The sequence below is a fragment of the Mariniphaga anaerophila genome (assembly GCF_900129025.1).
GTDB classification, from domain to species: domain Bacteria; phylum Bacteroidota; class Bacteroidia; order Bacteroidales; family Prolixibacteraceae; genus Mariniphaga; species Mariniphaga anaerophila.
On the sequence record NZ_FQUM01000011.1, the window covers coordinates 70,809 to 90,809 of the forward strand.

Annotated in this window: 13 protein-coding genes; 12 read left to right on the top strand and 1 reads right to left on the bottom strand. The window is 42.1% G+C overall.

The annotated features are described in order from the left end of the window. Positions 1 to 70 precede the first annotated feature (70 nt). From BUB08_RS17655 to BUB08_RS17665, 3 genes are all read left to right on the top strand, one after another. Positions 71 to 1,249, top strand: coding sequence for a DUF5000 domain-containing lipoprotein (locus BUB08_RS17655; RefSeq protein ID WP_073003243.1), 1,179 nt, complete (start codon positions 71 to 73; stop codon positions 1,247 to 1,249). A 15-nt stretch (positions 1,250 to 1,264) separates the two neighbouring features. Further along, positions 1,265 to 1,954: a DUF4998 domain-containing protein gene (locus tag BUB08_RS17660; RefSeq protein WP_073003244.1), complete on the top strand. Its 690-nt coding sequence runs from the start codon at positions 1,265 to 1,267 to the stop codon at positions 1,952 to 1,954. 182 nt (positions 1,955 to 2,136) lie between these two features. After that, a complete protein-coding gene (locus BUB08_RS17665; protein WP_073003245.1) occupies positions 2,137 to 3,768 on the top strand; it encodes a DUF4434 domain-containing protein in 1,632 nt (543 codons plus the stop codon). 251 nt (positions 3,769 to 4,019) lie between these two features. On the opposite strand, the gene BUB08_RS17670 is transcribed toward BUB08_RS17665, so the two are convergent. Beyond that, positions 4,020 to 4,583, bottom strand: coding sequence for an RNA polymerase sigma factor (locus BUB08_RS17670; protein ID WP_073003246.1), 564 nt, complete (start codon positions 4,581 to 4,583; stop codon positions 4,020 to 4,022). Between the two features lie 397 nt (positions 4,584 to 4,980). On the opposite strand from BUB08_RS17670, the gene BUB08_RS17675 reads away from it, so the two are divergent. The 9 genes from BUB08_RS17675 (at position 4,981) to BUB08_RS17715 (ending at position 19,888) form a co-directional block, all read left to right on the top strand. Further along, positions 4,981 to 5,568, top strand: coding sequence for an RNA polymerase sigma-70 factor (locus BUB08_RS17675; RefSeq protein WP_073003247.1), 588 nt, complete (start codon positions 4,981 to 4,983; stop codon positions 5,566 to 5,568). Positions 5,569 to 5,652: 84 nt separating this feature from the next. After that, entirely contained in the window at positions 5,653 to 6,660 is a 1,008-nt protein-coding gene (locus BUB08_RS17680; protein ID WP_073003248.1) for a FecR family protein, read from the top strand. Positions 6,661 to 6,810: 150 nt separating this feature from the next. Next, on the top strand, positions 6,811 to 10,191 hold the full coding sequence (locus BUB08_RS17685; RefSeq protein WP_217651650.1) for a TonB-dependent receptor: 3,381 nt from the start codon (positions 6,811 to 6,813) through the stop codon (positions 10,189 to 10,191). A 12-nt stretch (positions 10,192 to 10,203) separates the two neighbouring features. After that, positions 10,204 to 11,724, top strand: coding sequence for a RagB/SusD family nutrient uptake outer membrane protein (locus BUB08_RS17690; protein ID WP_073003249.1), 1,521 nt, complete (start codon positions 10,204 to 10,206; stop codon positions 11,722 to 11,724). A gap of 94 nt (positions 11,725 to 11,818) precedes the next feature. Further along, on the top strand, positions 11,819 to 13,822 hold the full coding sequence (locus tag BUB08_RS17695) for an MGH1-like glycoside hydrolase domain-containing protein (protein ID WP_073003250.1): 2,004 nt from the start codon (positions 11,819 to 11,821) through the stop codon (positions 13,820 to 13,822). 25 nt (positions 13,823 to 13,847) lie between these two features. Further along, entirely contained in the window at positions 13,848 to 17,003 is a 3,156-nt protein-coding gene (locus tag BUB08_RS17700) for a beta-galactosidase, LacZ type (RefSeq protein WP_073003251.1), read from the top strand. Positions 17,004 to 17,160: 157 nt separating this feature from the next. Then, on the top strand, positions 17,161 to 17,952 hold the full coding sequence (locus BUB08_RS17705) for an SDR family NAD(P)-dependent oxidoreductase (protein WP_073003252.1): 792 nt from the start codon (positions 17,161 to 17,163) through the stop codon (positions 17,950 to 17,952). Positions 17,953 to 18,177: 225 nt separating this feature from the next. Further along, on the top strand, positions 18,178 to 18,762 hold the full coding sequence (locus BUB08_RS17710) for an RNA polymerase sigma factor (RefSeq protein ID WP_073003253.1): 585 nt from the start codon (positions 18,178 to 18,180) through the stop codon (positions 18,760 to 18,762). 163 nt (positions 18,763 to 18,925) lie between these two features. Further along, positions 18,926 to 19,888, top strand: coding sequence for a FecR family protein (locus tag BUB08_RS17715; RefSeq protein WP_139249783.1), 963 nt, complete (start codon positions 18,926 to 18,928; stop codon positions 19,886 to 19,888). Positions 19,889 to 20,001 lie beyond the last annotated feature (113 nt).

The window sequence follows — 20,001 nt, forward strand, 5'->3', positions numbered from 1 at the left end:
TCGCACTACAAGATTCGGTAAGGTCTCATACGAATTCTATCTGTTGCCAAAAAAATAAAAAATTGAACAGATGAAAAATAAGTTAATATATTTTTTGAGTGCATTGGTCTTGCTTGTCCTCAGTTGTGAAGAAGAGGTGCGAGAACCATTAGTGAAGAGCAATTCAACGCCGCAACCACCTTTTAATATTCAGGTCGAAAATTTGCCCGGAGCTGCAAAGATTAGTTATAATTTACCTGATTCTCCTGATTTACTATATGTGATGGCTGAGTTTTCCGATGGCAGTGGTCACGAGAAAACTGTTAAGTCATCTGTGTTTAAAAATTACTTGCTACTGGAAGGGTTTGGCAGAGCTGGAGAATATAGTATAACCTTATATGCGGTAAACCGTTCGGAAAATTACTCTGAACCTGTTGATGTGAAGATTAATCCTTTGCAGGCTCCTGTTCATGATGTGTTTGCATCGCTGAAAGCACATTCTACTTTTGGTGGCGTTAATATGACCTTTGTCAATGAGCTGGAAAATGAATATACAGTTTATACATTGGTTAAGGATACTGTTTCGGGTAACTGGACAGAGTACGACAGGTTATATACCAGTATGCGGGAACAAAATTACTCTGTAAGGGGTTTTTTGCCAATTCCTACAGACTTTGCCTTCTTCTTTATGGACAGATGGAAAAACAAGTCGGATACATTGTTTGCAAATTTAACTCCGCTATATGAAGTTGAATTTGACAAAACACTTTGGGCTGATGCTGATTTGCCGGACGATTCAAATGAACCCAGGTATAAACCGCTATATCAGTTATGGACTCCTGGGGCAACTACTTACTTTTTTATGAGTCAGGATATGGTGGGCCTAACCCTTCCTAACTGGGTTACCATAGATCTGGGAAAAAAATATGTTTTTGGTCGGATGCATGTAGATTTGACCAATCATCACAACAATTGGATATATACTCAGGGAACACCCAAACAATTTGAAATATGGGGAGCCAATACGAAAACTACAAACTGGGATGAATGGACCATGTTGGGAGAGTTTGAAATTGTTAAGCCCTCCGGACTCCCGGTCGGGCAGCTATCTGCAGAAGATATTGAACAAGCAGGGGCGGGACATGATTTTGATTTTCCTTTTCAGAGTGAGGCCTTCCGCTATATTCGGTTTAAAACAGTTACAACTTTTGGAGGAAGACCTGATGTGAATTTTCGTGAGATAACGTTGTGGGGGCAACCCGTTGAATAATAAAAATTGAAGAGGATGAATACAAAAATTATATATTTCATTGTAGTTCTTTCAATGTTTTCAACTTTGATGAGTTGTGAAAAAATGGAAGATACGTATTTCGAATTTGTAAAAGACGGAGAGACCATTTATGTGGGGAAAGCAGATTCCGTTAAAACTCGGGGAGGAAATAATAGGATTGAGCTGTCGTGGCTGTTAGTGTCAGACCCTAAAGTAAATAGTTATAAAGTTTATTGGAATAGCCGGAGAGATTCAATTGAAAATACTGTTACTAAAACAACAGCGGTTGATACCGTAAGGGTTTTGCTTACCGACATCAGGGAAGATGTTCATAATTTTGAAATTTTCACTTATGATAAAGATGGAAACTCTTCTGTAGCTGTTTCAACCATTGGAAGGGTGTATGGAGATAACTATAAAGCTTCTTTGCTTCAGCGAACTTATAAAACCATTAATCGCAGTGACGACAATCTGATTGTCAAATGGTCAGAAGCTCCTAATACATTGCTTTTTGTGGAAATTCAGTACACCGACAACATGGGTAACATGGTGAAAAAGTTTGTCCCAGGCGAGACCGAGGTGGATTCTTTAAAGAACTTTCCTGTTGGTGGTTCATTACAGTATCGCACCGCTTTTTTACCGGAGCCTGAAGCTCTTGATACATTCTATACCTCGTTTAATACTATAACAGAGGATGATATTTAAAGTGTAGATTGGTTGTTTCAGAGAGAGTATAACTTAAGAACAGTTGCTGGCTTCTCAGGAACTGTTCTTTGTGAAAGTTAGTGTTATTGAATTTTTTTATCAATTGTTTGGTATACAGTAATTAATGTAACGTTCATGAAAGAGTTCTAGAACTCTGTGAGTAACGTTAAAATAGTAGAATCATGAAATTCAAATTTATTTTTTTTATAACTCTTTTATTTAGTTTGAGTAATTGTGGCTGCAAAAAGGATGTCTCTGTTAATGAGGACGAAAAAGTAGAAGTAGGGGTGGATGAGTTGCTTAGCCAGACGGCAGCCACCAAATTTTTGAACCATTTTGACTACGATTGTGTGTGTTATATTCCAACGTTGGAACATTCATCTGTTATTGACGTTGATGCTACTTTCGACTTTGACGAGAAGATTCAGGGATTTGCCAGTCTGAAATGTGAATACACCTTCCCTGGGAAAAGCGGAAGTGGCAGTCCGGAAACTTTTAGTGTGAAAAAAGTATGGGGCACTTATCGGTCTGACCTCTCTTTTTATCCGCTGGGTATTTCTTTGCAGGTTAAAAGTGCTACAGGAAACAAGGATAAGCTGAGGATTACTTTGCTTGTGCAGAATAAAGCGTTTACTCTGAGTACCGATGATTTAATGACATACTCATATACAGACGAATCTATATTGAATGGAGATGGATGGCAACGACTTGTAATCCCTTATAGTTATTTTCAGCCTGAAAAAGAACAGTTTGGTGACCTGGAATTGAACAGGGTTACGGGTTACCTGATTACAATTGAAAATGGAACTTCAGAACCTCATACTGCTTCTGTTCATTTCGATGCGTTTGAGCAATTGACTTCCTTTAAACCGGAACTGAAAAAGACAGCCAGGTTTTCAAGTATTTTCATTCAACTTCATGCACCGGTTAACTTAACTACCGACTGGGAAAGTACATTCTATTCCTATCAGGAGGTTGGTATTGATACCATGATTATTCAGCATGCCACCAGGAACCGAGAAGGGCAGGGAATATTCCACTACAAAGGGAGTAAACTACCCTGGATGAAGGAAGAGTATTCCTGGATTAATGATATGTTTACAGCGGCAGAAAAAACAGGGATGAAACTTATTGTCGGCCTAAATGGGGGAGGCTATCCTGTAGATAAAGGTTATGCTCCGGCATATGACGAATTACTTGAGCGAAACAAGGAAATTATTGATGAGCTTTACGAAAAGTTTTCTGATAGCGAGGCTATGGCAGGTTGGTATATAACTGAAGAGTTCCATGATGGAGTTTCCAAGGGGTGGTGGAAATATGAAGATCGGATGTTGCTTGCTCATTATAATCAAAGAGTGGCTGCCTACGCTAAATCAAAACCCAAAAAGTTTATTGTAACCATTGCGCCGGCTTTATGGCGCGGACGCCCGGCAGATATGACGTATGGGTTTTATAAAACTTTTTTCGAAAAAACGCCGGATATTGATGTTTTGTATTTGCAGGATTGTGGAGGTCGCTGTTGTGTGGATGACGGTGATTTTGATGTGGATTTGCCCAACTATTACAAACAAATCAAAAAAGCCTGTGATGAAACGGGGGTTAGATTCGGAGTGGATATCGAGTCATTCGAAAGGTGCAGTTGCGAGGGAATTGGATATCACGCAAAATCTTGGGCGGAATTGAAGGACCAACTGGATATGGCTGGTTTGTTTACCGAGAATATTACACAGTTTAGCTGGACAACTTTCAGGCCGGGTGTGGGTGCTTTTGATGAGTATAAAAAATATTTGCAGGAACAGGGGCTAATCGATTAGCAGGCAAAATACTTCTCCCAATTGCAAATGGGGCTGTCCGAAAGGTTGGTAGGTATTTCATTAAGTACGATATTTGAAAGCTTTTGCAGGTATCTCTGAAATACTTTTGTATAGGCAGCCCCATTTTTTTAGCATGCAAGATGTGAGAACTTGTATCTTCCGTTTAAATTTCAGCGTTGGGTTTCTGGGATTATAGGAAGTGTCAATAGTAACATCTAAATAACACAAAAAAGGAACAAAACTGTTCTTCGTTAAGGGTTCAAACAGGTCAACAGTTTTCTTACCTTTTTTAACGAACGGTAAAGCAAGGTACTAACAGAAGCACTATCAATATTGAGCATGTCGGCAATTTCTTGATTGTTAAGCCCTTCTGAATATTTTAGGTAGATTAGCTCTTGCTGATGTTCTGTTAAATTATGAATAGCTTGTTTTATTCTGTTTTGAGTAAATTGTTGCTCTTCTGTAGAAATTATCAGTTCTTCTGCGGGCGCATTCGTTTCGTCTGTTTCTAATTTTGGCAGATTTTCTAAAATAAGCTTTCTTCTTTTTTCTGTGCGCAACTCTTCGAAGAGTTTATTCCGCAACGATTTGAAAAGGTATACCTGTATTCTTGAAATAATAGCAAGACTTTCTCGTTTTTCAATAAGTTGGATAAATATTTCGTGAATGCAGTCCTTTACCAGGGCTTCATCGTTTATAATTTTTAGACCGTAGGAATAAAGTTTGTCAGCATATTTGGCATAAATGAGGGCAAGCGCAGAGTCATCACCGCTTTTAAAGTTATTCCATAAAATGTTTTCAAAAGGTTTGTCCATCTAGCTCGCTGTCCTCATAAGAATATTGTTTAGAAACGCGGCAATTTACAGATTTGAAATTATAAAAACAAGTGATTTTGGGGATTAATATTCCTCCCGTATAGAGTTTTATTTTGTGTGTAAATTGTTGATTTGTATCGTGTTGTGTGTGTTTTATTTGTGGAAAATATTGAGTGTTTTCAAGCTTCCCAATCTGTGAATTGCCTTGCTCTTTTTTGCCGAAAGTTCAATTTTAGCAGAACTCAACTTCAGTTGGTGCGAAAAGGTAGTTATATATTCGCTTGGTTGATGGAGAAATGAACATGTGTTTACTCTCCAATTTGTCGGAATCCGTTAATAACCTGTTGTCCCCTTTTGCCATATTTTTAATAGCTTTGTCTACCGAAACTAATATCCGATGATCGAAACTGACCTGCAACTTTTTGAGAGGATAAGGAACAACGATGAAGCTGCGTTCAAAGTTGTTTACAACAAATATTATTCGAGGTTGTACTATTTTATATTCGAATTTATTCCCCAAAAAGATACCGCGGAAAATATTGTTCAGGATACCTTTTTTGTTTTCTGGGACAAAAGAAAGAATTTAAAAGATAACACTAACCTTGCCGCCTATTTGTTTACTGTCGCCAAAAACAACTGTTTATACAGGCTTCGCGATAAACGATACCGTCAGAAATTGTTTGCCTCAACAAATTTGGAGATAACCGAATTGGAGTTGAACTTAGAAGCATTGGATACGATTGACACTTCTGCTTTTGCGTTTAAAGAAATTGAGGAGATTATTGAAAAAACGCTCGAAGAGTTGCCTCTGCAATGCAGAAAAGTGTTTGAGATGAGTCGTTTCAGGGACATGAAAAACGCTGAGATTGCCGGAGAGTTAAGCATTTCGCAAAAGACTGTTGAGGGGCATATTACCAAAAGCCTCAAAAAATTCAGAAATGCCCTGAAAGACTACCTCCCCCTGGTGGCCTACCTGTTTGTCTGATGAATTTTTAGCATTTTCAAAAAAAAAGTGATTTTGGAGCAAGGGTAATTGCCGTGTCGCGCAATATAATTATAGAACTTTATTATGGAGAACATTAACAACATAGCCAAATTGGTAGCAGGGAATCTAACCCCTGAAGAAAAGAAGAAGGTACTTTCTGAAATTAGGACAAGTGCAGAGTCCAGAAATGCTTTTTGCAAGATTAAGGCAGCATGGGCTGTTTTGTCGTCTTCGAAAAAACACGATGCATATGCTGCAGAGCGCACCTATTTTGCCTTACAACAGAGGATTCACAAAAGGAAATTGATTTTGCGTTCAGAAGCTTATCTGAAATATGCAGCTGTTTTGCTCATTGTGCTTTCAATTCCTGCAATAATGTATTTTACCCGGGAAACTTCGTCTGAAATTGGTGGTGCATTAAAATATACATCGGTGGTGGCAGACAACGGACAGGTATCCAAAGTAATATTGCCCGACAGTTCAGTTGTGTGGCTGAACTCCAACACAACTCTGTCGTACAACAGCGGTTATGCAGTTACCAACAGGGATCTGAAACTCAATGGAGAGGCGTATCTCGAGGTGACAAGGGATGTGGAAAATCCGTTGGTTGTTTTTTGCAACGATTTGCAGATTAAGGTTCTGGGGACCAAGTTTGACGTGAGTGCTTATTCCAACGACGATGAAATTCAGGTTGTGCTGGAATCGGGAAGTGTTCAGCTGCTACGTTCCAATGACGACTCATTTCGCGTTCTTCTTCACCCTGGAGAAATGGCTCAATACAATCCGAAATCGAAGAATGTAAAAATCGAAAAAGTTAATGCTGCTGATTTTATGGGTTGGAAAGAGGGGACCCTGGTGTTTTCCGATGTGCCCATGGCTGATGTTGTGAAGCGGCTCGAACGCAAATTCAATATTGAAATATCTATAAAAAACGAAGAGGTTTACAAATCTGTTTTCAATGCTAATTTCAGGGATGAGAGTTTAGCAGAAATACTGGAGTACATTGAATATTCGTGTCCGATTACATGTAAAACCATTGAAGAAGACACCGAAACCAAAACAAGAATCGAATTTTATTATCAGCCTAAATGAATTAATAAAACTGTTTTGCCTATGAAAAAAGTGAAGTAATCTAACGTAATAAGGAGATGCTGGTAACATCTCCTTAAAATCGGATGTGCCATCTTAATTTCCTATGGCACAAATTAATTTGAAGTTTCTTAATCAAATCATTACAAAAGTATGAAAAAAAACTATTGTCAAATGGCTTTCATGCTCGAACAGGCATGGAAATCGAAACTATTAAAGGTGATGAGGGCGACTTTATTTATTTTAATTGTATGTGTCTCACAGATATGGGCAATTAATTCCTATTCACAAAACACCCGCATAACTCTGGATTTGAAAAACACGTCCGTAAAGAACATCCTGAATAATATACAGGATAACTCCGAATTCTTTTTTATTTACGATGCGTCTGTTGTTGATGTGCAAAGAAGAATTACCATAGTTGCCGACAATAAATTGATTCCTGAAATTCTGGATGAAATTTTTAGCGGTTCCAACGTGGTTTATAAAATTGATGACCGGCAAATTGCGTTAACAGCAGGCCAGGCCGGGCAGGCTCAACAGAACAGGTCGGTTTCAGGTAAGGTTTCCGATTCTGCCGGAGTTCCGTTGCCCGGAGTAACAATTGTTGTAAAGGGCACTACAAACGGTACTGTTACTGATGCTGAAGGGAATTATTTTTTGGCAAATATTCCTGAAAAAGCCACACTCCTTTTTTCTTTTGTTGGTATGAAAATACAGGAGGTGAATGCTGACGGCAAAACGCAGGTAGATGTTGTTATGGAGGAAGAAACCATTGGGATTGAAGAAGTGGTGGCAATTGGATACGGAACCCAGAAGAAGTCAAATGTAACAGGTTCAGTCTCTTCAGTAAAAGCCGAACGCCTTACTAAAATTTCAACATCAGGAACCGGCGAAGCGCTGCAGGGACTAGCTCCCGGGCTGAGTGTTGATTTTAATGACGGATCTCCCGGGAAATCACCCGAGCTAATCGTGCGCGGAATGACAACCTGGGGAAGCAGCAACCAGCCGCTGGTAATTATTGACGGCGTTCCCGGAGACATCCAGTTTTTAAACCCGGAAGACATTAAGTCAATGTCTATTCTGAAAGATGCAGCAACAGCAGCAATTTACGGTTCGCGTTCTGCTGCCGGCGTTATTCTGATAGAAACAAACCGTGGGGAGAAGTCAAAACCTAAAATCAGGGTTTCTGCATACATGGGAATCGACGATATGCCCAAACGAATGGACATTTGCAATTCCGAAGAGTACATAAAAGTTTACAAGCTGGCATTGAACAATGCAAATATATCTCAGGAAAAATGGCCGAAGTTTATTTCTGCGTACGAAACCAATCCGGCACAGTTTGCAAATACCGACTGGCAAAACGAATACTACAGAAAGGGGATTACAAAAAAGTTTGACATTGGATACGCCGCCGGAAGCGAGGCTTCAAATATTTCCTTTACAACTTACTACTCTTCTACCGAAGGTGTTATTGTTGAAACCGACGCCAAAAAAATGGGATTCAGATTGAATTCTGACGTAACCCGCGGAAATTTTAAAGTAGGCGAATCGGTCAGTTACGGACACATGGAAGATCATCCGAATATATCTTCGGGGTTTCCGGGAATGTACCAGGTGTCTAATATTCTTCCGCTGGTGTCTGTTTACGACGAAACCATGGAAGGTGGCTTTGGTGGTGCTGTTCCGGGATTGGGAATGAACGATGCATCAAATCCGGTTGCCTTTAATAAACTGATCGACCGTACAAACAGCGCCGATCACATTAAAGTTTCGGGGTACATGCAATACGAATTTATTAAAGACCTGATTCTGAAATTTCAGGGCAGCAGAAGCATGGATTTTTCTCACTATTCAAGTTTTACACCTACTTATATTATTGGTGCTTACGATAAAAATGAGAAAGCTTTTCTGGAAGAGAGTCGGGGCAAGGAGATGAATGACCTGTTTGAGCTTACCCTTAATTATCAGAAAAAAATAAATGAACACGAGTTCTCGGGGCTGCTTGGCGCTTCGCAGGAAGAATACACGTTTAAAGATTTGAGCGCATCAGCCACAAAATTCGAGAATAACACCTTGCGTTTGCTGGTTCACGGACAGGAAAACTTTGCGGTTGGTGGCAATTACTACCGGAGTGGACTTCGCTCCGCTTTTGGCCGGGTCTCCTATAACTATGGACTGAAATACCTGTCGATGTTGTCGTTCCGTTACGATGGATCATCCAAATTCGGAGAAGGCAATAAATGGGGATTTTTCCCGTCGCTTTCGTTGGGGTGGAATTTGAGTAACGAACCGTTTTGGGAACCCATAAAAAGCACTGTCTCGGCCTTTAAACTGAAGGGCAGCTACGGTGTTTTGGGGAACCAGTCAATTGGCACGTACCGTTACATCCCGCAGGTTTCGTACGACACCAACAACCTCAACTATTCTTACAATTCAGATGATATCAGTCTGGGCTATGCGGTAACTTCTCTTCCGTCGTATTCCATCAGGTGGGAAAAAACGCTATATAAAAATGCAGGGTTCGATGCTGCTTTTCTGGATAACCAGTTAGAGTTGTCGTTTGAAGTTTATGAAAAGTACACTTCCGATATGCTTACCGAAAAGCCCATTAGTTCGGCAACCGGAGTATCTTCTTTCCCGATTGTAAACGAAGGCGAACTTAAAACAACAGGTTGGGAACTGCAGGCTTCTTATCGAAATATGCAGAATAAATTTAAGTACGACATCGATTTTAACCTATGGCATTACAAAAGTGTTTTGAAGAAGATGGCTGACGAAGGTTACCTTTATGAAACCGGTCCGGCGCGTACATACGTGGGAGGTGAAATTGGTGAATTTTGGGTTTTCGAAGCAGGAGATATTTTTAGGTCTGACGCAGAACTGGAAGCCTGGAACAAAGAGCACGGATATACTGACGACAACGGGGTTTGGAATCCATTGCAACCGGCTGCTGCTCCGGGAGACTTGCGTTTTGTTGACCAGAATGGCGATGGAATGCTCGATTCCAACGACAAAATAAAGGTGGGTAGCGGCGTGCCCGATGTCACACTTGGCGTAAACGTCAATTTGTATTATGGCAATTTCGATTTGGTGGCCAATATTTACGGAGATTTTGGGCAGAAGAGGTACAACTTTATGAAGCGACAACTTCAGCGTGCCGATAAAAATTTCAATTACGGGCGCGATATGCTGAATTCGTGGACCACCGATAACACCGGCTCTGATATTCCGCGTGCTGTGGTTGGCGACCCGAATGATAACAACCGCTTATCTACCAGATATGTTGAGAATGGCGATTACATCCGGCTGAATAACCTGCAGATTGGGTACACGTTGCCCAAAAGCGTTGCCGGGAATATTGGAGTAGACAACCTGCGGTTTTATGTGGGCGGGTTGAAACTTCTCACCTTAACAAAATACGAAGGTTACGATCCCGGAATGACCGGAGGGATTGGTGCGAAAGGCGTTGACGATGCATTGTATCCGTTGAGCAGAACTTACCTTGTTGGTCTTCAGTTAACTTTTTAACCTGAAATAGTTATGAAAAATAATATATTAATTACACTAATACTTGTTGCCGTATTTTTTGCCGGCTGCGACGACTCTTTTCTGGAAGAAGCAACAAACCCCAATGCCTTAACCAGCGAAAGCTTTTGGCAGAAAGAAGAAGATGCACTCAAAGGTCTTACCAGCGCTTATGCTACCCTGCAGCCAAGTATGGGCTGGGCGGCACCTTACGAACAATATATCGTTACCGAAAATTACCGGACTGATGAGCTGGACTGGAGAGACGATGTTACCTCCTGGATTCGCCTTGCCTCTTTTACCAATGAGCCTGCCAATGATGTCAGCAGTCAGTATTGGAACTATCAGTTTCAGGGGGTTTTTCGTGCAAATCAGTGTATCGAAGGCATTCCCCAAATTCCCGAAATATCGCCCGATGTTTTGGAAAATACCGTGGCCGAAGCTCGGTTTCTGAGAGCATTCTTTTACTTTAATTTGCTTCGGAATTTCGGAGAACGATTGCCGCTTTACAAAGTTGCTTTTGGGGGCACACAGGAGCACTATTATCCGCCCCAGGCAAGTCCCGGAGAAATAGTCAGTTTTATTGAAACGGAATTGAAAGCAGTTCAGGAAATATTGCCTGAAAGTTACGATGCCGAAAATGCCGGAAGAGCTACCAAATGGGCTGCAACTGCTATTTTGGCAAAGTTGTACCTCTGGCAGGGAAGCTATGCTGACGCAGTTCCGGAGTTGAAAAAAATTGTAGATTCCGAGCAATTCGACCTGGTTACGGATTACGGGCATTTGTGGGATGCGCGACATAAAAACAGCAGCGAATCAATTCTGGAAGTTCAGTTTTCAGGAGATCGCACCGGAAGCAGGCGCGAGTTTCACTGGATTACCATCCACCTTGCGTCATTTAATATTCCCGGCGGCGGTTACGAAGAAGCTTATCCGTCTCAGTGGCTATTCAACTTAATGAAAAAGGATACTACCGAAACCGGTGAATATGGAGATCGTATTCTGGAAACAATTATGTTCAATTCTCCTCAGAGTACTGCGTATTATTACGGAGAGAATGAATTTACCAACTTCCACAGCCCTAACGAAATTTTCTGGAAAAAGCACGTGACTTTCCCGGAAGATTTGACCGACTACTGGTATTACAGTATTACCAATATTCCGCTGGTGCGTTATGCAGATGTTTTATTGTTGTACGCCGAAGCGCTGAACGAAACAGAAGGCCCTTCTTCTCTGGTTTTCGAATGCATTAACCGGGTGCGTAATCGTTCTCATGTTGTTCCGGTTCCGGAAACAATGAGCAAAGAACAGGTGCGCGAACACCTGCGGCACGTGGAACGCCCCTGCGAACTGGCGCTGGAAGGCAGCCGGTGGTACGATCTGGTACGCTGGGGTGTAACGCAGGAAACATTGCTGGCACACGGAAAAAGAGGCGCAGAAAATTTTGTCAAAGGCAAACACGAAATATTTCCTCTCCCTTACAAAGAAATGCTTCTGAACAGGGAATGGGAACAAAATTCCGGCTTCGGGAAATAATCTGAAACCTCTCCAAATATAACTAACAGGCGAAGCGCCCCCGAGGGAATTTCCTCAGGGGCCTGCTTCCTGTTTTTTAACTATTTAATTTGATATGAAGTTAAAGTCTATTAGCTTTTTGGGAATGGTGTGCATGCTCGTGACCGGCTTGCACGGGGCAGCCCAAAATTTAGCTTACCGCGTAAATGAAAGCTTTTACGCTGATGTAATTGATGTAAAAAATGTTCCGGAGGACCAGTTGGACAGCAGAGCCTTTGTGTTTTCCGATATGGGAGCCTGGCATGGTTACGCCCTTCCGGAAAAAGACCGGAGCGAAATTTACGGTGGTTTTATTGGCCCGCGCCTGATGACCGGGCGCAGGTGGATTTCGAAATCGCTTTGCAGGCTGTCGCTTACCGTTGATGGAAAAGAGTTCAGCTTTCGTCAGAATTGCCGTGAACTGACATATTATCCCGGCCGGTTGGTGCAGCAGTATGCAAATGGAAATTTGCAGGTCGACATGGAACTGATTTTTGTTTCAACCCGAACGGCACTTATTCAGACTAAAATTAGAAACACTTCGGAGAAAGAAGTAAAAATTGAAGCATCCTGGATAGGGGAGTTGTTGGACGAGAAAGCATCTGTTCTTTTGGTTGAGAACGGAATTAAAGTTCTTTTTCCTAAGACAGAAATGTGTGCATTGGTGCAAACATTAAACGATACAGAGCCTTCTTTCGACGGGCAACAGATTACAATTGCCGAGCAGAAAAGCATTGCATTAAAGCCACAACAAAAATTTGAGGAGACTATTGCACAGACGGTTGTGTTTAATGAAACAGAAGCAGATGCAGAAATGAAAATGTTTCCCGGCTTCCTCGAAAATTATCAGGCTCTGGAAACCGAAAACTATAATCGCTGGAACGGTTATTTTGAAAAAGTTTTTTCGCGACAGTCAAAATATTTAGAAGAAGACCAGTACCGCAGGCTGGCTGTAAAAACAATAATAACGCTGGTAACGAACTGGCGTAGTCCGGCAGGCGATATTTTGCACGATGGAGTTTTTCCTTCATATGTCGGATTTAATTCGTTTTGGGCGTGGGACTCGTGGAAACATGCAGCCGGGCTGGCGCTTTTCGACGTTGAGCTGGCGCAAAAACAGGTGCTCGCCATGTTCGATTATCAGGATGAACACGGTATGATTCCTGACCTGGTAAGTATCGACAAAAAGTGGAATAACTGGCGGGACACCAAACCACCTCTGGCTGCCTGGGCTGTGTACAACATTTTTCGCGAGGGAGGTTCAAAAGATTTTGTTGCTGAAATACTGCCTAAACTTTTAAAATATCATTATTGGTGGTACCGGTTTCGCGACCACGATTCCAACGGATTGTGCGAATATGGCTCAACCGACGGAACTCTTGTGGCAGCAGCCTGGGAAAGTGGAATGGATAATGCCGTGCGGTTTGACAATACCGCCATGCTGAAGAATGAGGAACCGGGTTCTTGGTCGACGAATCAGGAAAGCGTTGATTTGAACTCCTTTTTGTATGCCGAGAAAAAATACCTCGCAAAGTTGTTGCAGGTAACCGGGAACCGCGAGCAGGCCGGCCGGCTGGAAAAGGAAGCCGAACAGTTGAAAAATACGATTCTTCGAAAAATGTTCAACAAGGAACAGGGTTTTTTCTTCGACAAAAAGTTGAGCAGCGACAGCCTTATTGCTGTATGCGGCCCTGAAGGATGGCTGCCGTTATGGGCGGAAGTTGTAGAACTAACGCAGGCAAAATCGGTGGCCGCTGTTATGGCTCAACCATCGAAATTCAATACAAAGGTTCCGTTGGGCACGCTCGCTGTAAATCATCCCGGGCTTCAGCCATACAACGGCTATTGGAGAGGGCCTGTCTGGATAGACCAACTCTATTTTGGAATTGTGGGCTTGAAGAATTATCAGTTTGATAAACTGGCAGATGAGTTGCTTCTGAAATACCTGCATAATGCCGAAGGACTTTTGGGCAAAGACCCCATTCATGAAAACTATAATCCGTTAACCGGAGAACGGCTAAATGCACCTCATTTTAGCTGGTCTTCCGCTTTAACCCTGAGATTACTGGCAGGGGAATAATTTTAAAAATCAAACATTTAATCCAATGAATAAAATAAATATAACATTGTTGGGAGTGCTGCTTGCTTTGTTTTGTCAGGCACAGCAGCAACCCGAGTGGAACGACCTTTCTGTTTTGCACGTGAATAGGGAGCCTTCCCGCACCTATTTTTATGCCTTCGAAAACCGAGAGCTGGCGTTGAAAAACAACAAAGAGGAATCTGCCTTTTTTGCGTCGTTGAACGGAACATGGAAATTCCATTGGGCGGCAACGCCTGCTCTTCGTCCGGCTGATTTTTACAAGAACGGATACGATACCGGCAACTGGGACGAGATTGATGTCCCTTCCAACTGGGAACTTCGCGGATATGGCGTGCCTTTTTATGTTAGCGCCGGCTATGGTTTTAAAATTGACCAGCCGCACATCGATCCGTCAAATAATCCGGTGGGGTCGTACAAACGGACTTTTATCATTCCCGAAAATTGGAATGGCCGGGAAACATTTATCCATTTTGGCGGTGTTAGTTCAGCTTTTTATGTTTGGGTGAACGGCGAAAAAGTGGGTTACAGCCAGGATTCAAAAACACCTTCTGAATTTAATATCACCGGCTTTGTTCATCCCGGAGAAAATGAACTGGCTGTTGAAGTTTATCGCTGGTGCGATGGCAGCTATATTGAAGACCAGGATTTTTGGCGTTTTAGCGGAATTCAGAGAGATGTTTTTCTCTATTCGCAACCGGCCGTGCGTATTCAGGATTTTGAAGTAACCACCAACCTGGACAAGCAATACAAAAATGCCGCCTTGCAGATGGAAATTGAGCTTGCTGGGCTCGTAAGCAAAACAAAGTATGAAGTGCAGGCCAGCTTGTTTAGTCCTGAAGGTGATGAGGTTTTTAGTAAAACGATCTCTTCGAATGATGGCGGACTGGAAAACTCTACTGTGCAATTTGAGCAGCTCATCGAAAAACCGTTAAAATGGTCAGCCGAAACACCACATCTTTATCAATTGATAATAGAGCTGAAAGTCAGTGGGAAAACAGTTCAGGTTGTCAATTACCCGATTGGGTTCAGAAAAGTAGAAATACAACACGCTCAGTTGCTGGTGAATGGTACTCCGGTATATTTGAAAGGGGTGAACAGGCACGAACACGATCCGGTAAACGGGCACGTGGTTACAGAAGAATCGATGATTCAGGATTTAACGCTGATGAAGAAAAACAACATTAACAGCGTAAGAACGAGCCATTATCCCAACGACCCGAAGTGGTACGAACTGTGTGATAAATACGGAATGTACGTTGTGGACGAGGCTAACATTGAGAGCCACGGGATTGGCTATGACCCGGATAAAGCGTTGGCAAATCGTCCCGAATGGGAAAATGCTTTTATCGACAGAACCGAAAGAATGTTTGAGCGCGACAAGAATCATCCTTCGGTTATTATTTGGTCTTTGGGAAATGAGTCCGGTTCGGGGTGTAATTTTCAGGCAACCTATAGGTGGCTGAAGGAACGGGATAAATCGAAACGCCCCATCCACTCTGAAGACGCCGGGAAAGATGATTACACCGATATTTATTGCCCGATGTACAAGCAAATTGATGAGTTGATAAAGCATGTGCTCAGCAAACCGCGCCGGCCGATGATTCTTTGCGAATATGCGCACGCAATGGGAAATAGTGTTGGTGGGTTAAAAGAATACTGGGATGTTATAGAAAAGTACCCGTCGTTGCAGGGAGGCCATATTTGGGATTGGGTAGACCAGGGCATTCTGAAAAAAGATGAGCAAGGCCGCGAGTTTTGGGCTTATGGTGGCGATTTTGGCCCGAAGGGCACGCCAAGTACCGGTAACTTTTGTATGAACGGCCTGGTTACAGCAGATCGTATTCCAAATCCCCACCTTAGCGAGGTTAAAAAAGTCTATCAGAACATCGGATTCCAACTGGTGGATTATTCTACCGGGCAGGTGAAAGTTGAGAACAAGTATGCATTTATTAATTTGAATAACTTCAAGTTTGTATGGAAGATCGAGGCGAACGGAGTTGAAATTGCCACTGGCAATTTTTATGCGGCAGATGTGCCTGCCGGCAGTTCGTCAATAGAAAAGGTGGATTTGCCGGTTATTAATGCGACTCCGGGCACCGAGTATTTTCTGAATTTGTACGCAAAGGTCATTCAGAATGACGGGCTGGTTAAAGCCGGAGATATTTTGGCTGCAGAACAGATTGAGCTGCCATTTAAAACACCGGGGAAAATCATTCCGGAGTTGAATCCCGTGAAATTGGATGAATCGGATGAAATGTTACGGGTTGCGGGAAATGGATTTGATATTCGGTTCGATAAAAAAAGCGGTTATTTAAACAGCTACAGTTTAACCGGGCAAAAAGTATTAACTGCTGATTTGAAACCTAATTTCTGGAGGGCACTTACCGACAATGATTTTGGCGGAGGTTACGTGCCGAAGTATTGTGCCCCCTGGCGCGAAGCCGGGAAAAATGCAACATTGCAAAGTTTTGAAATTACCGCGCAAGATGATAATTATTGTCAGGTTTCAACTACTCATTCAGTTTCCGTTGGTGAGTCAGAGTTGAGAATTGTTTACGACATATACGGTTCCGGCGATGTGCTCATCAGTTACGACTTTTATGCAGGAAACGATTCGTTGCCCATTATTCCGAGGATTGGACTTACCACAACTCTTGACAAATCATTCGACAATGTAAAATGGTTTGGCCGGGGTCCGCAGGAGAGTTATGAAGACAGGAAAACCAGCGCTTTTGTCGGACTTTATTCGGGCACGGTTTGGGAACAGTACTATCCGTACAATCGTCCCCAGGAAAACGGAAACAAAACAGACGTCCGCTGGATGGCATTAACTAACGCCGATGGGATAGGGCTTGTTGCTTTTGGTGAGCCTTTTATCAGCACCAGTGTTTTCAATTTTCCAAACGAAGATTTGGACAGTGGCTCCGATAAAAAAGAACAACGGCATTTGAGTGACATTACCAAAAAAGAGATGGTCACCTGGAATATCGATTTCAGGCAAATGGGAGTTGGTGGCGACACGAGTTGGGGAAAGCGGGCTTTGCCGCACCCTCAATACATGCTCCCGGCAAAAAACTATTCTTTTAAGTTCAGGCTGTCGCCAATTAACTGGGATGCCGATTCTGTTGCCAAAAAGCAACAACAGGTTTTTAGCAGATAAACTGGTTGAATATTTAAATGATTGTCCGTTTTCTTACATTTGTGAAAACTGATTTGGGGTGTCTTGTTTATTCAAGAGCTCGTCAGTTTTTCGGTTCTAAAGAAAAACGATTGAGCCGGGTAAGAAAACGGATAATCATCGATTAAAATTAAAAAGCATGAAGGTTCACGATAATATTTTAAGAGCTCTCTCTCTGGAGGGAAAAGTAGCAGTTGTGTCTGGAGGCGCTTCAGGAATCGGGCTCGGTTCTGCAACAAAACTGGCCGAGGCCGGTGCAAACATTGCGTTGCTGGATGTTAACGAAGAGAAAGGCGAGCAGGCAAAAAAGCAAATTGCGGCCTTGGGCGTACAGGTAATATTTATCCGATGTGACGTGAGAATGGCTGAAGATTGCCGGAACGCTGCCAATAAAGTTTTTGATACTTTTGGGCGGATTGACATTTTACATAACAACGCCGGCATTGCTGTGCGGAAAAACGCCGTTGATTTAGAACCCGATGAGTGGGATTTGGCGCTGGATGTGTCGCTGAAAGGGCAGTACCTGTTGTCGAAATATATAATTCCCTACATGAAAAAAGGCGGGGGCGGAAGTATTATCAACACCGGCTCCGGCTGGTCGTTACGTGGCGGCGAGAATGCTGTGGCATACTGCGCCATGAAAGGCGGAACGCTGAACATGACCCGTGCCATGTGTATCGATCATGGGAAAGACAACATCCGCGTAAATACGGTTTGCCCGGGCGACGTGGATACTCCGATGTTGCGCAGCGAATGTGAGCAGTTGGGAGGCCAGTACAATGATGATTATAAAACAGAATGCGCACAACGCCCCATCGCACGGCTGGGAACGCCCGAAGACGTCGGGAATGCAGTGTTGTTTCTTGCCAGCGATTTGTCTTCGTGGGTGTCCGGAGCCTACCTGGTTGTTGACGGTGGAGGAATTGCCTGATTGGTTGCTGTGTTTCGATTTTAAAATATATAATTGAGCGAATGGGGACGAAGTGTCCTCATTTTGTTTTGTCAGCATTTGTTTGAAAATGCGATGAGGCTTTTTATGGAAGCCTGTTTTCTTTGGTGGTTCTCTAGTGCTGGGGTAGCGCTTCGTTGCAAAAAAACAAATAATTTTTTTTGTAACGAATTTTATGTTCTATTTTTGAACTTCTAGCTAATTGCAATGTCAGAACTCAAAATCGAAAAAGAACTTGTTGAAAAACTTCGGCTTGGCAACGAAATGGCCTTCGAGCTGATTTTTCACAGGAGCAAAGGCAAACTAAAAGGTTTTCTCACCAAAGTTCTTCCGGCAGGTGAAGATGCAGAAAGTGTTTTGCAGGAGGTTTACCTTAAGGTCTGGCAAAACAAGCGGTCGATAAAAACAAACAAAAGTTTTGAGACCTACCTTTTTGCCATTGCTCGTAATATGGTTATCGATTTGATGCGGAAACGATATCACCAGCAAAAGTATCTTGAAGAGCTATTTTATCATCTGCAAAAAGAGGAGCCTGCTGCAGAGGATACTCCACTGGCAAGTGTAAGTTATTCAGCGTTGGAGAAGAAAGTTTTTGAGTCAATAGAAAAACTACCTCCGCAACGCCAAAAAATATTCAAACTGAACAGGATAGACGGGCTCACTTATAAAGAGATTGCCCAAAAACTCGACATCTCAGAAAATACAGTTGATTCGCAAATGCGCAGCTCTCTTGCCTTTTTGCGGAAAGAGATGAAATTCTTTTTGAACCTTCTTTTTTTTATGTATCTGTAATTTTTGTTCCGGGGAAAATCAATTTTCATTTGCCGTTATATTCCTGATTCTAAAGTTTTTTGTGCGAGGTGATAAAATTAATGATAAAAAAAGCATTTCCGGATCACGGAAAAATATTTCTCAAACGTATTCAATATTGTACACGAAATTATCTGAAAAACGAATGGATAAAAAGACCAACGATATTATTGAAAAGTTTATTGCAGGAAATATACTTACAGAGGATGAATCCATTCGTCTGGATAAACGGTTAAATGATTCTCATTACAGGGAAGAGCTTGCTGATTTTCTGGAAAATAAATGGGATTCCAGTGAGTCAGAGGATGTTCAATTGCAGTTTGAGCAGATTAGGAAACAAATTCGTGGTTCATCTTCGTATCGGAAAACGCGCCGGTTGTTCATAGTGCTATCAAAGGCAGCAGCGCTTTTAATTGTTCCAATACTGGCTGCTGCTCTTTACTTTTATTTTACACAGCCTGTGTCTGATGAGATGTTGACACTGTCTACACAAAAAGGTGAGCTAACGAACGTGATACTTCCTGATGGCTCAAAAGTGTGGCTGAATGTAGATTCCAAATTAAGTTATCCGCTTAATTACGGGACAAAGTCACGAAGCCTTGAATTGAAAGGAGAAGCATATTTCGAAGTGGAAAAGAACGAAAAGCTGCCTTTTGAAGTTACTGCGGGAAACGTAACAACCAAGGCACTTGGAACCCGTTTTGTCATTTCTGCATATCCGGAATCTTCAGAAGTTAAATCTTCGCTGGTTGAGGGGGCTGTTGAAGTAAGTTGTGGCCCAAGTCTTAAAGTTTTGCATCCGGGACAGCAATTTGTCTTATATAAAAATAGAAAGGAATACACAGTTAAGTCTTTCAATAAAGAGTACGAACTGGGCTGGAAAGATAAACAGTTGGCATTCTATTTAGCTTCGTTTGATGATGTGATTGAACAGCTTGAGAAGTGGTACAATATAAATATTGAGTATGATTCTGATTCATTTAAATCCGAAACCCTTACCGTCAGATTTGAAAAGAACGAAACACTTGAACAGGTTTTAAAGGTTTTTTCAAAGGCAAACGGATTTCAGTATTCAGTAGAAGGAGGGCGTGTTATTATTAAAAAGTAGAAGTATGGAATAAAAAAAACGGACAAAGCCGTTTGCGCCGGCAATGCCCGAAAAATGTAATATTTTATTTACTAAAACTTGTCAAATTTATGAAAAAAAGAAAACCTTTCCTA

Bases quoted from the DNA above. Each gene is read 5' to 3' on its own strand.
- BUB08_RS17655 (WP_073003243.1), top strand. From the start codon at position 71: ATGAAAAATAAGTTAATATATTTTTTGAGTGCATTGGTCTTGCTTGTC.
- BUB08_RS17660 (WP_073003244.1), top strand. From the start codon at position 1,265: ATGAATACAAAAATTATATATTTCATTGTAGTTCTTTCAATGTTTTCA.
- BUB08_RS17665 (WP_073003245.1), top strand. From the start codon at position 2,137: ATGAAATTCAAATTTATTTTTTTTATAACTCTTTTATTTAGTTTGAGT.
- BUB08_RS17670 (WP_073003246.1), bottom strand. From the start codon at position 4,583: ATGGACAAACCTTTTGAAAACATTTTATGGAATAACTTTAAAAGCGGT.
- BUB08_RS17675 (WP_073003247.1), top strand. From the start codon at position 4,981: ATGATCGAAACTGACCTGCAACTTTTTGAGAGGATAAGGAACAACGAT.
- BUB08_RS17680 (WP_073003248.1), top strand. From the start codon at position 5,653: ATGGAGAACATTAACAACATAGCCAAATTGGTAGCAGGGAATCTAACC.
- BUB08_RS17685 (WP_217651650.1), top strand. From the start codon at position 6,811: ATGAAAAAAAACTATTGTCAAATGGCTTTCATGCTCGAACAGGCATGG.
- BUB08_RS17690 (WP_073003249.1), top strand. From the start codon at position 10,204: ATGAAAAATAATATATTAATTACACTAATACTTGTTGCCGTATTTTTT.
- BUB08_RS17695 (WP_073003250.1), top strand. From the start codon at position 11,819: ATGAAGTTAAAGTCTATTAGCTTTTTGGGAATGGTGTGCATGCTCGTG.
- BUB08_RS17700 (WP_073003251.1), top strand. From the start codon at position 13,848: ATGAATAAAATAAATATAACATTGTTGGGAGTGCTGCTTGCTTTGTTT.
- BUB08_RS17705 (WP_073003252.1), top strand. From the start codon at position 17,161: ATGAAGGTTCACGATAATATTTTAAGAGCTCTCTCTCTGGAGGGAAAA.
- BUB08_RS17710 (WP_073003253.1), top strand. From the start codon at position 18,178: ATGTCAGAACTCAAAATCGAAAAAGAACTTGTTGAAAAACTTCGGCTT.
- BUB08_RS17715 (WP_139249783.1), top strand. From the start codon at position 18,926: ATGGATAAAAAGACCAACGATATTATTGAAAAGTTTATTGCAGGAAAT.